13 protein-coding genes are annotated in these 15,707 nt (G+C 62.0%); 3 read left to right on the forward strand and 10 right to left on the reverse strand.

What is annotated here, in order from left to right; translation table 11 throughout:
* Positions 1–67 precede the first annotated feature (67 nt).
* The 5 genes from HBO12_RS11850 to HBO12_RS11870 all read right to left on the reverse strand — a co-directional run bounded on the left by HBO12_RS11850 (position 68) and on the right by HBO12_RS11870 (position 7,268).
* Complete coding sequence (locus HBO12_RS11850) at positions 68–2,893, reverse strand: acyltransferase domain-containing protein (RefSeq protein ID WP_170042203.1); 2,826 nt, start codon at positions 2,891–2,893, stop codon at positions 68–70.
* A 140-nt stretch (positions 2,894–3,033) separates the two neighbouring features.
* Positions 3,034–4,029, reverse strand: coding sequence for a FecR domain-containing protein (locus tag HBO12_RS11855; protein ID WP_170042204.1), 996 nt, complete (start codon positions 4,027–4,029; stop codon positions 3,034–3,036).
* Positions 4,026–4,544 (reverse strand): RNA polymerase sigma factor, encoded by a 519-nt coding sequence (locus tag HBO12_RS11860; protein WP_169953742.1) that lies wholly within the window; start codon positions 4,542–4,544, stop codon positions 4,026–4,028. The genes HBO12_RS11855 and HBO12_RS11860 overlap by 4 nt, the downstream gene beginning before the upstream one ends.
* 97 nt (positions 4,545–4,641) lie before the next feature.
* Positions 4,642–5,349, reverse strand: a complete 708-nt coding sequence (locus tag HBO12_RS11865; RefSeq protein ID WP_169953744.1) for an exonuclease domain-containing protein — start codon at positions 5,347–5,349, stop codon at positions 4,642–4,644.
* Positions 5,346–7,268: a putative nucleotidyltransferase substrate binding domain-containing protein gene (locus HBO12_RS11870; protein ID WP_169953746.1), complete on the reverse strand. Its 1,923-nt coding sequence runs from the start codon at positions 7,266–7,268 to the stop codon at positions 5,346–5,348. Before HBO12_RS11870 ends, HBO12_RS11865 begins: the two co-directional genes overlap by 4 nt.
* Positions 7,269–7,515: 247 nt before the next feature.
* Between HBO12_RS11870 and HBO12_RS11875 the strand changes: the two genes are divergently transcribed.
* Complete coding sequence (locus HBO12_RS11875; protein WP_169953748.1) at positions 7,516–7,962, forward strand: response regulator; 447 nt, start codon at positions 7,516–7,518, stop codon at positions 7,960–7,962.
* Between the two features lie 128 nt (positions 7,963–8,090).
* Complete coding sequence (locus tag HBO12_RS11880) at positions 8,091–8,483, forward strand: hypothetical protein (RefSeq protein ID WP_170042205.1); 393 nt, start codon at positions 8,091–8,093, stop codon at positions 8,481–8,483.
* Positions 8,484–8,555: 72 nt separating this feature from the next.
* On the opposite strand, the gene HBO12_RS11885 is transcribed toward HBO12_RS11880, so the two are convergent.
* Positions 8,556–10,733: a malate synthase G gene (locus HBO12_RS11885; RefSeq protein ID WP_170042206.1), complete on the reverse strand. Its 2,178-nt coding sequence runs from the start codon at positions 10,731–10,733 to the stop codon at positions 8,556–8,558.
* A gap of 480 nt (positions 10,734–11,213) precedes the next feature.
* On the opposite strand from HBO12_RS11885, the gene HBO12_RS11890 reads away from it, so the two are divergent.
* Positions 11,214–11,732, forward strand: a complete 519-nt coding sequence (locus HBO12_RS11890; protein WP_057440288.1) for a glycine cleavage system transcriptional repressor — start codon at positions 11,214–11,216, stop codon at positions 11,730–11,732.
* Between the two features lie 222 nt (positions 11,733–11,954).
* On the opposite strand, the gene rarD is transcribed toward HBO12_RS11890, so the two are convergent.
* The 4 genes from rarD to HBO12_RS11910 form a co-directional block, all read right to left on the reverse strand.
* Positions 11,955–12,839 carry an EamA family transporter RarD gene (rarD, locus tag HBO12_RS11895; protein ID WP_128593318.1) on the reverse strand — a complete coding sequence of 295 codons (885 nt, stop codon included), beginning with the start codon at positions 12,837–12,839 and terminating at the stop codon, positions 11,955–11,957.
* 163 nt (positions 12,840–13,002) lie between these two features.
* Positions 13,003–13,977: a serine/threonine protein kinase gene (locus HBO12_RS11900; RefSeq protein ID WP_032858595.1), complete on the reverse strand. Its 975-nt coding sequence runs from the start codon at positions 13,975–13,977 to the stop codon at positions 13,003–13,005.
* A gap of 125 nt (positions 13,978–14,102) precedes the next feature.
* Positions 14,103–14,867, reverse strand: coding sequence for a TOBE domain-containing protein (locus tag HBO12_RS11905; RefSeq protein ID WP_170042275.1), 765 nt, complete (start codon positions 14,865–14,867; stop codon positions 14,103–14,105).
* A 65-nt stretch (positions 14,868–14,932) separates the two neighbouring features.
* On the reverse strand, positions 14,933–15,670 hold the full coding sequence (locus HBO12_RS11910; RefSeq protein WP_170042207.1) for a ComF family protein: 738 nt from the start codon (positions 15,668–15,670) through the stop codon (positions 14,933–14,935).
* Between the last annotated feature and the right edge of the window lie 37 nt (positions 15,671–15,707).

The raw sequence follows: 15,707 nt of genomic DNA on the forward strand, positions 1-15,707 counted from the left end.
ATAAATCTGTGAATGCTCACAACTCTTCGTAATGCATGGCCCTCAAGGCTCAGGATAGCGGTGTTTTTCAGCCGACGGCCCACTGCAGTTTGTTGGCCAGTGCATCGGGGTATGGCGCTGTATCGGCGATTGCCGCGCGGGTGGCCTCGCCATGGCCGAACGCCTCAATCAATAGCTCAACGTGCGCGGTGAGGAAATCGCTCAACGCATCAAGGCGCTCCTCAAGGGCGCGGTAGCGCGCAATGTCCATAAGGCCTTCGCTGATAAACCAGGCGGCGTGTTTATTCAGGTATTCCAGCACATACATCCCGCACAACGCGCTACCCAGTTCCCTGGCCAGGCCCTGGGGCAGCGAGTGGCTCGCTTGCACCGCGCTCTGGATGGCCAGGCGCTGGGCGTAGGCCTCACCCGCGCGGGCAACGATCATCAATTGCGAGTTCCATACCTGCATGTCGTCCTCACCCTCGCCGCTATGCTGGGCGACATGCTCGGCCACTTGCTTGAGCAAGCGATACTCCAGGGTGTGCGCCATGGCCTGCCAGTACGCGGCATCATCCAGTGCACCTTGCGGGTCTGGCCGGGTGGGTTCGTCCAAGGGCTGACCGATCAGGACCTTGGCTGCGTCCAACAGGATCATGCGGTTATTGCCCCCGGCATCCTGGTAGATCTTGGCCATGCCTTCGTAGTCGGCGAAGCGATTGAGGTTGAGCGCGCCGGCCACTCCGCAGCGCAATCGGCATTCGGTGGCCAGCGCCTCGGCGGCGGGGGCGCAGAGGGCCTTGGTCAGGGCCAGGGTCTGGCTGATGGCGGCCCATGGGGTCCACGTCGCGTCGCCGCTGCCGGTGGTCTGCAGCGATGCCTGGCTGGCCGTGCCTTCGATCCACAGGCGCGCGGAGTCATTGGCAAAGCACTTCATGACGTAGGCCGTGGCCAGGCAGCCGAACAGCGCACGGCGTTGGGTACGAAAAGCCAGCAAGCCGGTGCCGTTGCCGATCCGCGCCTGGGTGGTGCGCCGGTTGGCATGGGTCAGGGCCAGGGTTGCACAGGCCAGCATCACCGAACTCAAGCCGATACCGACCATGGCCCAGACATTTTTGGGCGCAAACAGTGAGCGAATCAGGCGGCGGTCGGTGCTGCCCAATGGGTCGTGGAAGTGATTGGCCGCGTCGATCGAAGCGCCATCGCACAGCCACGCGTCGAACGGTAGACGCACCCGGTCAAAGCTTGCCAGGCCATAATCGAGCGGCACTGCGCGAATCTCCGCCGGTGACGACATGCAAACCCCTGGGCGCGGGCCCTTGGCGTCACTCAGTGGCAGTACAAACGCGAACACGCCACAGGCCTGGCCCTGCACGGTTACCTGGGCAAACACCACGCCCATCTTGTCCAGGTTATTGATGCCGACGTTGGCGAATTTCAGCGCCGCTTTGTTTGGCGTGTTCAGCACAAACGTGCGGGTTTTGGGGTCGAATACTGCTTCGACACAGGCCCCCATATGGGAGTTGCTGCGACCTATCTCAGTCAGTGCGTACACCCCAAGTCTCGCGCCCGTTTCCAGTTGATGTCGCCACTGCGCAGCGTGCGGGTGATCCTGTTCGAACGCCAGGAGTGTGCCGATGCACAGCCCTTGCTGAATCACGCAGCCCATAAAAAGCGAGGGGTCGTTGATCGCCGCGTGAGAGGCCACGGCCATCAGTAACTGCGGTTGTGCAAACCCGTGAATGCCTTCGGGCAGTTGCCGCATCAGGTGCTGCAAGCGCTGGTAGGTATGGCGGTGGCCGTCGTGAAAGCTCTGGTTGGCGCGGGGGCGCAGTTCAGGGTCGCGGAAAATTTTCGCCATGTGTGCGTGAACCTGGGCATCGACCGGGCCATTGGCCAGGCCGCGCAGGGCCATGATCGCTTCGTGTTCGAGGGGTGTCTTGGTCAGCAACAGGCGCAGGATTTCGATGGGTTGTGCCAGCGGCGCGTAGACCTGTGCATCGGGCAAGCTCTTGTGTATGCACGTGGACAGGCCGTTGTTCACCCCGAGGTCGATAAACACGGTGTGTTCGTCCGTCGGCAGCTGCGCCAAGGTGTGGGGCAGGTTGGTCGGCTGCGTGACACCCCGGGTAAACATGTGGTGCAGGTCATCCTCGGGTTCGTAGCGGCGCCCCAGTACGGTGGAGTAGATCGGTGTATGGAACGGCTGGGGTATCAGGGGCTGCAGGTTTTCGTAGAGCTTGCGGGCAACTTCCAGGTGAGGGGGGTAGTGGGAAGCGTACGCGATGGGGATCGGGCGCAAGGGCGGCGCGTTGCCGTCATGGTGGGCACGCAGGTGCTCAAGGTCTGCCGTCTCGCCGCTGATGATGCATTGCGCCGGTGCGTTGACCGAGCCCAGTACCAGGTTGCGCTCGGGGAAGCGGTCCAGCAGTGCTTGGGTGGCCGGCGCCGAAAGGTTGATCAGCAGCATGCTGCCTCGGCCCTCCTCGTCGCGGTAGGCGGCATTGAGAGCGCACACCGCGCGTGCCCCCTGCGCAATGTCGAGCACGCCGCCACAGACCCTGGCCGCAATTTCGCCGAAACTTTGCGCTACGATCAGGGCAGGGACCACACCTGCCGCCTGGAGCAATTGATTGAGTACCACCGCTGCGCCATATAGCGCCAACTGGGCAACGCCGGAAGGCAGGGGGAGTGCGTGATCATGGGTCAGCAGAACCTGGGTCACTAATCCAGGGTGCGGATCTGGCTCGTATTGGGCCGCCTGGTGTTCGATGATCGTCAGGGTCGCGTCAATTTGCTCCCGCGCTTGGGGAACGCACTGATACAACTCTGCCAAAGCGCCACAGGGGTCGCTGCCTTGGCCAGGAAAGCTAAAGACATAGTTCTGACGGTAAACATTGAGTTGGGTTGACATGGGTCCATCCTCGTTGGCCTAACAGAAACGCTTTAGCCAGCGGGTTGCCGGCAAAGCGAAGGCTTATTGGATGGCAAAAGGTAGTGTTCATAACCTGTGAAAAATGACAGTTTTTTGGACTTTTTCGAAATTGTCTTTATTCAGTTGTTACTAGCAGCGCTGCCTGGCGCGGGCCCGGCGGCCACGTTTACCCACCATGGCGTACGCTGCTGGATCTGCACCGGCAAAGTCGGCAGCAGGGCATTCAAGGCCAGGTCGGTGTCGTGCAGCGGGAAGCTGCCAGTGATGCGCAGGTCGGCGACGTTTTTGTCCACGCCCAGGTAGCCGGTGCGGTAGCGCGACAGTTCCTCGACCACATCCGCCAGCCGCGCGTTGTCGACCACCAGCATGCCGCGGGTCCAGGCGTCGGTGCCGGGGCTGACGGCGAGCAACGGGCCAAGGCCGTCATGGCGCATCAGCACCTGCTGGCCTTCCTTGAACACCTGCTCCTGCTGCACCGCCTCGGGCTGCGCCGCGACGGCCGACTGCAACACGCTGAGCCGCGTTCCGTCGTCCTCGCGCTCGACGATAAACCGCGTACCCAGGGCGCGCAGGCTGCCGTCGCGGGTCTGGACGAAAAAGGGGCGCGCGTCGTTATGGCCGGTCTCTACGAGAATCTCGCCGTCCTGCAACACAATCACCCGGCGTTTTTCGTCAAAGCGCACATCAATGGCGCTGTGGGTATTGAGGTTGATCAGCGTGCCATCGGCCAGTTTCAGGGTGCGTTGTTCGCCGGTGGCGGTGCGTTGGTCGGCCAGCCAATAGTCGAGGGGCGCGTAGCGCTGGCCGGCGAACAGCGCCAGGCCGCAGACCAGCACCACACTGGCCAGGCCACTGCCGAGCTTGCGCACCCGGCGGCGGATACTTTCGCGCGATTGCAGCAACGCCGCCCGCGCCGGGCCGCTGGCCACACTGAAGCGCTGGTCGAGCATGCCCAGTTGGCGCCAGGCGCGGGCATGTTCGTCGCTGCTGGCCAGCCACTTATTGAATTCTTCCTGCTCTACGGCGCTGCGATCCCCGCAATCCAGGGACAGTTGCCAGGCTATCGCAGCATCCAGCACTCGTGCCGAAACCGGTTTGGAACTGATCTGAGTCACAGCGGCTCGCCATACAGCGCGATGTAGCACTGGCGAATACCCTGGGCCAGGTACTGGCGCACCCGCGGCACGGAAACCCCCAGGCGCTGGGCGATTTCGGCGTGGCCCAGGCCATCGAGACGGTTATAGAGGAAGGCGGCGCGGGCCTTGCTGGAGAGTTTGCCGAGCAGGCGGTCGATGGCCTTGAGGTCTTCGAGGATCAGGTGCTGTTCTTCTGGGGACGGGTGTTCGCTTTCCGGAAGCAGCATCAGTTCGCTGAGGTAGGCCTGTTCCAGCGCGGCGCGGCGGAAATAGTCGAACAACAGGCCCTTGGCGATGGCCACCAGGAACGCCCGGGGCTCGCGGGGTTCGCGCAGTTCTTCACGGCCCAGCAGGCGCATGAAGGTGTCCTGGCTGAGGTCTTCGGCCCGACTGGGGCAGGCCACGTTGCGCCGCAGCCATGCCAGCAGCCAGCCGCGATGGTCACGGTACAACGTGCCAACAAGCTCACTGTGGGGACTTTGGGCTGACGACAAGGCATCACCAATCGAGATGTTTAAACTAACGAGAATTATTCGCGATTGTGGCAGAGGCAGCGGATGGGTGCAATTGGCGTTGGTCGGGTGATGCTTCCTATAGGGAGGGGGCCTGCTTGCGGCGTTTCCATTGGCTCAGGCGCTGTTGCAGTGCCGCCGGGCTGTCCAGCCCTTGCTGGCGGGCGCGGCTGAACAGAATCAACATCAATTCAGCGGTGGCCAGGGCGTCGGCGCTGGCGTGATGGCGTTCGCCGACTTGCAGGTTGAAGTGGCCGACCCAGTCATCCAGGCCCGCTTCGCGAATATGCGCCTGCGGGCACAGCAGCGGCGCCAGGTCCGCCACGTCGAGGAATGGATGAGCCAGGCGATAACCCAGGCTGTCCTTGAGCGCGCGCCCAAGCATGTGTTGGTCGAACGGTGCATGGAACGCCAGCAGCGGGCTGTCGCCGACAAAATCCATGAAGTCCAGCAACGCCTCGGCCGGATCGCAACCGGCGGCGATCGCACTGGGGCCGAGGCCGTGGATCAGTACGCTGGGGCTGAGTTTGGTTTGAGCCCGCAGCAGGGTGCGTTCGAACTGCTGGGAAAAGTCGATGGCACCGTCTTCAATGACCACCGCGCCAATCGACAGCACCAGGTCGCGATTGAGGTTCAGGCCGCTGGTTTCCAGGTCCAGGACGACCCAGCGCTGCTCGCGCAAACTGTGTTCGCCGAGCGCCTTGGGGGCGGCCAGGTGTTGCAGGCGCGCCTGTTGAGCGGCATCCAGGCCCGGCCGCGCAGGGCGCAGCCAACTGAACAGGCTCACAGTTGATACCTCAGGGCCAGGCTGCTTTGCAGGCGCTGGGCCTGGCGCAGGGATTCACGCAGGATGCGCCGGTCCAGATGGTTGAGGCTGTCGGGGTCGACCCGGTTGGAGTACGGCTGGTTCTCGCGGGTCTGCAACTGGTGCTGCTGCATGCGGGTTTGCTGGATAAAGTGGTAGGCCTCTTCATAGGCCGCGCCGTCCAGGCGTTCGATCACCTCGTGCTCCACCAGTTGGCGTAAACGCTCCAGGGTGTTGTTGGCTGCGATCCCGTTAGCCAGGGCCAACAGGCGTGCGCCATCGACGAAGGGCGTCAAACCCTGCACCTTGAGGTCCAGGGTGGCCTTGTCCGAGCCCTTGCGCGTCAGCACGAAGTCACGGAAGCGCCCCACCGGCGGGCGCTGGCGCAAGGCGTTCTCGGCCATCATCCGCTGGAACAGGCGATTGTCCGCGACCTGGTCAAGAATGCCCTGGCGCAGTTGCTCGCAACCCTGTTCATCGCCCCACACCACCCGCAGGTCGAAGTAGATGCTGGATTTGAGCAGGTTCTCCGGCGTCGCCTCGCGGATAAACGCAGCAAAACGCCGGGCCCACTCGGCGCGGGACAGGCACAGTTCGGGGTTGCCGGCCATGATATTGCCCTTGCACAGGGTAAAGCCGCACAGCGCCAGGCTCTGGTTGATCTGCTGCGCCAGCGGCAACAGCAGGCCGCGAATCTCGGCCGCATGGGCCGCGTCACGGGCGTCGAACAGAATGCCGTTGTCCTGGTCGGTGTGCAGCGTCTGCTCGCGGCGGCCTTCGCTGCCGAAACACAGCCAACTGAACGGCACGCCGGGGTCGCCCTTGTCGGCGATGCTCAGCTCGATGACCCGGCACACCGTGTGGTCGTTGAGCAGGGTGATGATATGGGTGATCTGGGTCGAGGACGCGCCATGGGCCAGCATGCGTTCGACCAACTGGCCGATTTCGCCACGGATCGCCACCAGGTTGTCGACCCGGGGCGCGTTGCGGATGGTACGCGCCAGGTGCACCAGGTCGACCCGTTGCAGGGAAAACAGATCGCGCTCGGACACCACGCCACACAGGCGCCGATCCTTGACCAGGCACACGTGGGCGATATGCCGTTCGGTCATGGCAATCGCGGCATCAAATGCGCTGTGATCCGGGCTGAGGAAAAACGGCGCCTGGGTCATGTGCTGTTCGATGGCCTGGCTGAAGTCGCTGGTGCCATCGGCGACCACCTGGCGCAGGTCGCGCAGGGTGAAGATCCCCAGGGGCGCCTTGTGTTCATCGACCACCACGATGCTGCCGACCTGCTGCTCGTGCATCAGCGTGACCGCCTCGCGCAGCGGCGTCAGCGGGCTGCACGTCACCGGGTGGCGCATGGCCAACTCGCCCAGGCGGGTGTTCAACGAGTATTGGGTACCGAGGGTTTCCACGGCCTTTTGCTGCACCTGCTGGTTGACCTGGTCCAACAGGCTGCTGACCCCGCGCAAGGCAAAATCACGGAACGGGCTGGACAGGGCAAACAGCTTGATAAAGGCCGGCTTGTTCAATTGCAGGCAGAAGGTATCTTCGGCGGCCTTGTGCTCGGTGCGGGTCGCCCGCTCCCCCAGCAGCGCGGCCAGGGGGAAGCATTCGCCGGTGGTGATTTCGAAGGTGGTTTGCGCCGAATCCGGCCGCTCGCCCACCACACGCCCTTGCTTGACGATGTAGAAGTGCTCCACGGGGCCTGCCGAGGGCTTGAGAATGCTCTCGCCGGGGCCATAGAAGCGCAATTGGCACTGTTCCACCAGAAACGCCAGGTGGGCGTTTTCCATTTGGTTGAACGGCGGGAAGCGTTGCAGGAATTGCAGGGTGCCGTGAATGTTCTGCAACACCGCAGTTTTCCCTGCCTGGGTGAAAGCATCAGCTTTACTCATAACCATGACCGCAGTTTTTTTGTCGTTATCGTCCCTCATGGTCGACCCCCACGCGGCGGGTGCCCATTGGACGTAAGTCTAGGTAGCTATCCGGCCTTCAATGACTAGGGAAAAACCTTACATGAATATGGTCCAAACCCCGTAGATCTCCCACTAGGAAATCTATCCGACGAAGTGCACATTGTTCGCCCTTCCGGCGATGTCTGACTTCTGTGCTGGGAGATTGAGAGAAACTGCCGAGAAATCTATGCCCGACCAAGATATTTTGAGTGATGCCGAGCGCGAGGCGCTGAGCGCCGTGATGCTGGAGCCTGATCTACCGCCGCAACGGGTGCTGATCGTCGATGACGATAAAGACGCCCGTGAACTGCTGGCGGAAATTCTCGGGCTCGATGGCATTCGCTGCATGACGGCGGACAGTGGCGAGGCGGCATGGCAACTGCTCAATTCCAGTACCTCCATCGGGTTGTTGATCACGGATCTGCGCATGGCGCCCAGCAATGGCCTGGAGTTGATCCGAAAAGTGCGTGGCTCCACCCGCGCGGCGTTGCCGATCATCATCATGTCGGGGGATGCCGAGGCGCCGGATGTTATTGATGCGATGCATTTGAGTGTGGTGGACTTTTTGCTCAAGCCGATTGATAGCGTGAAGTTGGCGAAGATGGTCAAGCGCGAGTTGGGGATGGCTCCGTAGCCGAGGGACCGTTGGTCGGCACTGTCAGATTTCACAGTATCGGGTGTTTGAGGGGGGCCTGTTTAATCGTTGAGAGGGTGCTGGTTTGGGATCGGTGCCCCAACTAATGAAGCGAACAGGAGTTCACCATGAGTACTGAAAAACAAGCCGGTGGAAAAATTGAGGCACTGCGCCGTGGCACGGGGTCTTCAGACATCCAGTTCAAGATAGGTGGGCATACTCAGGGTTTTAGCGCGAATCATTTATCCGGTTCTCGGTTCTATGTTTTTATGACATCTATCGATGCAGAACTGCGTATTGATTACGGCAAGAGTTTGTCGGAGGGCACACATGTGCTAGCACATGAAACTTTTGGTGTGGAGTTTCTCAGTCCATCAGGTAACTTCTATGAAACCGTAACAGGCGGGTCAATCACGGTGCATGTTTCAGGTGGGACCTTTAGTGGCGAACTGAATAATGTAGACGTCGCGGGGGGAACCGGAACCGTACGGCTCAACGGCACTTACGATATTACTATCTAGGTGTTGACCTTTTTTCTTTGCAAATAAAAAGCCCTGATCTATTGAACAGGGCTTTTTAGTTTTATCAATTACTTAAAGGCCATTCCTGGCCTTGAACTCCCGCCGCCGACGATGCAACACCGGCTCGGTATAACCATTGGGCTGCTGGGTCCCTTCAATCACCAACTCCACCGCGGCCTGGAACGCGATATTGCTGTCGAAGTCCGGAGCCAGCGGGCGGTACAGCGCATCCCCGGCGTTCTGCCGATCCACTACCGGCGCCATGCGCTTGAGGCTTTCCATGACCTGGGCCTGGCTGACCACGCCATGGCGCAACCAGTTGGCGATGTGCTGGCTGGAGATACGCAGGGTGGCGCGGTCTTCCATCAGGCCTACATCGTTGATGTCCGGCACTTTCGAGCAACCCACGCCCTGGTCGATCCAGCGCACCACATAACCGAGGATGCCCTGGGCGTTGTTGTCCAGTTCGTTGCGGATTTCTTCCTCGGACCAGTCGGTATTCTGCGCCAGGGGGATGGTGAGGATATCGTCCACCGAAGCGCGTTCGCGCTTGGCCAGTTCGGCCTGGCGGGCAAAGACGTCGACCTTGTGATAATGCAGCGCGTGCAGCGCAGCGGCGGTCGGCGACGGTACCCACGCAGTGTTGGCGCCCGCCAGCGGGTGCGCGATCTTCTGCTCGAGCATCGCGGCCATCAGGTCGGGCATGGCCCACATGCCTTTACCGATCTGCGCACGGCCCTGCAGGCCGGTGCTCAAGCCGATATCGACGTTCCAGTTTTCGTAGGCGCCGATCCACTTTTCGGCCTTCATCGCGGCCTTGCGCACCATCGCGCCAGCTTCCATGGAGGTGTGGATTTCGTCGCCGGTACGGTCGAGGAAGCCGGTGTTGATAAACACCACGCGCTCGCTGGCCGCCTTGATACAGGCCTTGAGGTTGACCGTGGTGCGGCGCTCCTCGTCCATGATCCCGACTTTCAGGGTGTTGCGCGGCAGGTTCAGCACGTCTTCGATGCGCCCGAACAGCTCGTTGGTGAACGCCGCTTCTTCCGGGCCGTGCATTTTCGGCTTGACGATGTACACCGAGCCGGTGCGGCTGTTCTTGCGGCTGTTGTTGCCATTGAGGCTGTGGATCGCGGCCAGGCTGGTGATCAGGCCGTCGAGGATGCCTTCGGGCACTTCATTGCCCTGGGCATCGAGGATCGCGTCGATGGTCATCAGGTGGCCAACGTTACGCACGAACAGCAGCGAGCGACCATGCAAGGTCACCGCGTTGCCATCGACACCGGTGTAGGTGCGGTCGGCGTTCATGGTACGGGTGAAGGTCTTGCCGCCCTTGGCCACTTCTTCGGTCAGGTCGCCCTTCATCAGGCCGAGCCAGTTGCGGTAGATCACCACTTTGTCATCGGCATCGACGGCGGCCACCGAGTCTTCGCAGTCCATGATGGTGGTCAGCGCGGCTTCCATCAGGATGTCTTTGACGCCGGCGGCGTCGGTCTGGCCGACCGGGGTGCTGGCGTCGACCTGGATTTCGAAATGCAGGCCGTTGTGCTTCAACAAAATTGCGATGGGCTGGGCGGCATCGCCCTGGTAGCCGATCAACTGGGCATCGCTGCGCAGGCCGCTGTTGCTGCCGCCCTTGAGGCTGACTATCAGCTTGCCATCGACAATCTTGTAGCCGGTGGAGTCGACATGGCTGCCGGCGGTGAGCGGTGTGGCTTCGTCGAGGAACGCACGGGCGAAGGCGATAACCTTGTCACCACGCACCTTGTTGTAGCCCTGGCCTTTCTCGGCGCCGTTGGCTTCGCTGATGGCATCGGTGCCATACAGCGCGTCGTACAGCGAGCCCCAGCGGGCGTTGGAGGCGTTGAGGGCGAACCGCGCATTCATCACCGGCACCACCAGCTGGGGGCCGGCCATGCGGGCGATTTCGTCATCGACGTTTTGGGTGGTCGCTTGGAAATCCGCCGCTTCTGGCAGCAGGTAGCCAATATCTTGCAGGAAGGCTTTGTAGGCCACCGCGTCGTGGGCCTGGCCGGCGTGGGTCTGGTGCCAGGCATCGATCCGCGCTTGGAAATCGTCGCGTTTGGCGAGTAGGGCTTTGTTCTTCGGTGCCAGGTCGTGGATGACCTTGTCGGCACCGGCCCAGAACTGGTCGGCGGTCAGGCCGGTACCGGGAATGGCTTCGTTGTTCACGAAGTCGAACAGGACTTTGGCGACCTGCAGGCCACCGACTTGAACGTGTTCAGTCATTGCTTGCCTCACTCTGCGGAGCTAATTCGCTTTTCAGCTTTTCAATTTACCAATGAAGCCTCTGGCCATTTAAACCACAAACCCAAGGCACCAGTACATGCCATCAACGGCGGCTGGGCGGTTCCAATCAACGGCGCAAGGCTTGCTGACGGGGTGTTCGGGGTTCTAACGGCGCCTGGGCAGACATCGACCTAACGTTATGTAGTGCGCGCCGAGGCATACTACATGATGAGTTGCGGTTGTGAAAATTAGACTAAATACGTCGTTTAGCGACCCACTTTGGTTGTACGGTCACAGCGGGGTATGGGATGTTCTCAAAAAACCAATGGATTGTTCCAGATAAATATAAAAATGGTACACGATTTGTTTTTCTTCACTGCCATGGGGTCAACGTGGAAGCTGGCTTGCCTGCGATGGTTCCCGGCTCCTACATGAGCACATCTGCCTATACTGGCTAATCCATAAAAGAGGGCTGTTGCCATGGACCATCTCGTACTCACCGTGATCGCCGCCGACAAACCCGGCGTGGTCGAACGTGTTGCCCACTGCATTGCCGAGCGCGGTGGCAACTGGCTGGAAAGTCGCATGGCTCATATGGCCGGGCAATTTGCCGGGATCCTGCGGGTCAGCGTGCCGATGGAAAACCGCAGCGAGTTGGTCAGCGCCCTGGAGGATTTGTCTACCCATGGCATCCGTGTGCTGGTGGGCGAGAGCAGCGGCGCGCAGGCATCGGCGAGCAAGCCGATCCTGATGACCCTGGTGGGCAATGACCGGCCGGGGATCGTGCGCGAGATCACCGCACTGTTGAGCAAGCAAGGGGTCAACCTGGAACGCCTGAGCACCGACGTGCGCCCGGCGCCCATGAGCAGCGACCCGTTGTTTCACGCCGAAGCTGCGTTGGCCGTGCCGTCCAGCCTGGCGCTGGACACGCTGCAAGCCGCCCTGGAAACCCTGGCCGACGATCTAATGGTGGAGTTGCAGCTGCGCAGCGAGGAATAACCGTCCACAGGGTTGTTCATGGAAATCTTGCATGGGCCTGTGGATAAGCTGTAGAGACCCGGCGCCAGGCCACGCCGGCCGTGGCTTGTGGCGCTTTGAGCAAAAAACGAGCAATTTCAACGGCTTGTGCACAAACGCCGGGGATCAGGTTGTGGATAACCTTGGGGTGAAACCCTGCAAGCCACACCGGCCGTGGCTTGTAGGGTTTTGTACGTTATTTGATCAGCGTTTGCGCAGGCTGAGCCACGCATCCACGCTGTAGACCGCCAGCCCCGCCCAGATAAACACAAAGGCCACCAGGCTGGCGGGCGTCATGTGTTCGTCGAACAGCAGTACCGCCTGCAGCAGCACCAGGGTCGGTGCCAGGTACTGTAGGAAGCCGAGGGTGGTGTAGGGCAAATGCCGCGCCGCAGCGTTGAAACACACCAGTGGGATCAACGTCACCGGGCCTGCAGCCACCAGCCACCAGGCTTCGGAAGTGCTCCAGAACGCTAGGTTGGCACTATGGGCGGTGGGGTTGAGCAGCAGCCACGCCAGGGCGATCGGCACCAGCATCCAGGTTTCCACCACCAGCCCGGGCAGCGCCTTGACCGGCGCCTGCTTGCGGATCAAGCCGTAGAAGCCAAAGGTCAGCGCCAGCACCAGCGAGACCCACGGCAGACTCCCCACCTGCCACACCTGTTGCGCCACACCCACGGCGGCCAGCCCGACGGCCACCCATTGCAGGCGCCGCAGGCGCTCGCCAAGCAGCAGCATGCCCAGCAGCACGTTGACCAGCGGGTTGATGTAGTACCCCAGGCTGGCTTCGAGCATGCGCCCACTGTTGACCGACCACACATAGGTCAGCCAGTTGCCCGCGATCAACGAGCCGCTCAACGCCAGGATCGCCAGGCGCTTGGGGTTGTCCCGTAGTTCGCGCCACCAGCCGGGGTGTTTCCACACCAGCAGCAGCAAACCGCCGAACAGCGCCGACCACAGCACGCGGTGGACGATGATTTCGGCAGCCGGCACGCTGGCGATGGCTTTGAAGTAGAGCGGGAACAGGCCCCAGATGACGTAGGCACTCAGGCCCAGGATGTACCCGCGACGCGGGTTGGCGGCTTGCATGCAGAATCCTTGCTTAGGCAACTAACAATGCGGCGATTGTAAGGATGTTTGTCAGCAAATGTGTGCTGAAAACTCAATCGCCACAAAACTTGCCGGCGATGGCGCCCTCGGGTTGGGGGGGCTGTTGAGGATGCCATCGCCAGCAAGCCGGCTCCTACCGGGGTCAGAACAATTTCAGGGGTTCTTCGTTGAGTGCAGACAGTTGCTCGCGCAGCGCCAGCACCTGGTCGCCCCAGTACCGTTCGCTGCCGAACCACGGGAAGCTGTGGGGGAACGCCGGGTCATCCCAGCGCCGCGCCAGCCAGGCGCTGTAGTGCATCAGGCGCAGGGCGCGCAGGGGTTCGATCAGCGCCAGTTCGCGGGGATCGAAATCGTGGAATTCCTGGTAGCCGTCCATCAGTTCCGACAGCTGCCCCAGGCATTCCTGCCGATCGCCGGCCAGCATCATCCACAGATCCTGCACCGCCGGGCCCATGCGGCAGTCGTCGAGGTCGACGATATGGAACATCTCGTCGCGACACATCATGTTGCCGGGGTGGCAGTCGCCATGCATGCGGATGTTCTTGTGTGGCGTGGCGCTGTACACATCCTCAACGCGCTTGAGCAGGTCGCGGGCCACGGATTCGTAGGCGGGCAACAGGCTCTTGGGGATGAAATTGCCTTCGAGCAAGGTGTTCAGGGAGTCATGGCCGAAGTTCTTCACGCCCAGGGCTTCGCGGTGCTCGAAAGGGCGGGTGGCGCCGACAGCATGCAAGCGCCCAAGCAACTGCCCGAGGCGGTACAACTGATCGAGATTGCCTGGCTCCGGCGCCCGGCCACCACGGCGGGGGAACAGGGTGAAACGGAAACCCGCGTGTTCGAACAGGCTTTCGCCGTTGTGGATCATCGGCGCCACGACCGGGACTTCGCACTCGGCCAGTTCGAAGGTGAAGCGGTGTTCTTCGAGGATTGCCTCGTTGGTCCAGCGCTGGGGCCGGTAGAACTTGGCGATCAGCGGCTCGGAGTCTTCGATGCCGACTTGATAGACACGATTCTCGTAACTGTTGAGCGCCAAGACGCGGGCGTCGCTGAGAAAACCGATGCTTTCGACAGCGTCGAGAACCAGGTCGGGGGTCAATGTTTCAAACGGGTGGGCCATGCGAACTCCTGCGCGCAGCAGGTCGCCGCGTCCGGCCGGGTATGGTAGCGCACCGGGCCGTGGATAGGTGGCGCGTGTGCCATCGTGTGGGAGCGGGCTTGCCCGCGATGGGCCCTGAAGATCAGCTAAACCGGCGTGCCCAACAACACATTGCTCGGCGCAAACTGCACCTGAACCTGCGTGCCTTCACCCGCCCCCAGCGCCTTGAGCTGCTCGGGCGCTGCCAACGCGCACAGCACCAGGCCACTGGGCAAGACAATGCGCACCTCACTGGGCCCATCATCGGCATCAAGGATGGCCTCGACCTGGCCGCCCATGCAGTTAAACCCAGGCACCGGCGCCTGGTCAGCCGCGATCAGCTCCAGCCAGCCAGCCTTGATCAAGGCCACTACTTGCGTACCGGTTTCCAGTTCCAGGCGCAGGGTGCTGTCATGGGTGATCTGGGCATCGAGGGTCAAGCCACCGGCCAGTTCCAGGCGTACTCGATCATTGCGGCCGTGGCTGTCGATGGCGACCACCTGGCCATGCAATTGATTACGCGCGCTGGTGCGCAGCATCAGGCGGCCCAGCAGGTTGAGGTCGCTGGCGTCTTCGGCGGCTTCCAGCACCTGGGCTTGCAGGGTTTGCAGGCGCTGATACAGGCGCAACACCCGCTCACCTTCTGCCGAGAGTCGCGCACCACCGCCGCCCTTGCCGCCGACGCTGCGCTCGACCAGGGGCTTTTGCGCCAGGTTGTTCAGCTCATCGATGGCATCCCACGCGGCCTTGTAGCTCAAGCCGGCACTTTTTGCGGCGCGGGTGATGGAGCCTTGCTCGGCGATATGTTGCAGCAAGGCGATGCGCTGCGGGCGGCGGACAATATGTTGGCTCAACAGGGACGGTAAAGGCATGGCGAACGGCTGCACACTGGCTTGGAATACCCGGGACGTTGCGGGCACGCGCCGCCAGAGTCAAGTCATGTGCCGGGCTTGGGCGTGCGCGCCAGGCAATACACGTCAACCTGGCGCGCGCCGGCCTGCATCAGCAGGCGGGCCATGCTGTGGGCGGTGGCGCCGGTGGTCAGCACATCGTCCACCAGTGCCAGGTGCTGGCCCTGCACCTGCGCGCCGGGGGCCAGGGCAAAGGCCTTGAGCAGGTTGCGCTGGCGCTGTTTGGCGTCCAGTTGTTGCTGGGCAACGGTGTCATGGGGGCGCAACAGCAGGTGTTCATCCAGGGGCAGGTCCAGGTCCCGGCTCAGCCAGCGGGCGAGCATGGCGGCCTGGTTGTAGCCGCGTTGGCGCAGGCGTTTGGCGGCCATCGGCACCGGGAGTAAGCGGTCGGGGCGGGCCAGTTCGGCGTTGTCGAAGCGGTCTTGCAGGCATTGGCGCAACAGGCTCGCCAGCATCTGCCCCAGCGGCCATCTGCCCTGGTGCTTGAAGCGGCTGATCAGGCTGTCCAGCGGAAAGCCATAGGTCCAGGGCGCGACCACTTGCCTGAATGCGGGCGGCGAGCGCTGGCATTGGCCGCAGACCAGCCCGCTGATCGGCAAGGGCAGCGCGCACACCTCGCAGCCGTCCGTCAGCCACGGCAGGTCGATTTCGCAGGTATTGCACAGGGTCGCGGCTGAATGTGTGGCTTCGTCGCAGAGCAGGCACATCTGGTTGCTTTTTAGCCAGATGTAAACCTCATGTTTGTAGTCAGGTTGACAGTGCATGAATCTTCCTTAAATATGCCGAGCATCCGTGTCGTGC

The organism is Pseudomonas sp. WS 5059, assembly GCF_012985525.1.
Classification (GTDB): domain Bacteria; phylum Pseudomonadota; class Gammaproteobacteria; order Pseudomonadales; family Pseudomonadaceae; genus Aquipseudomonas.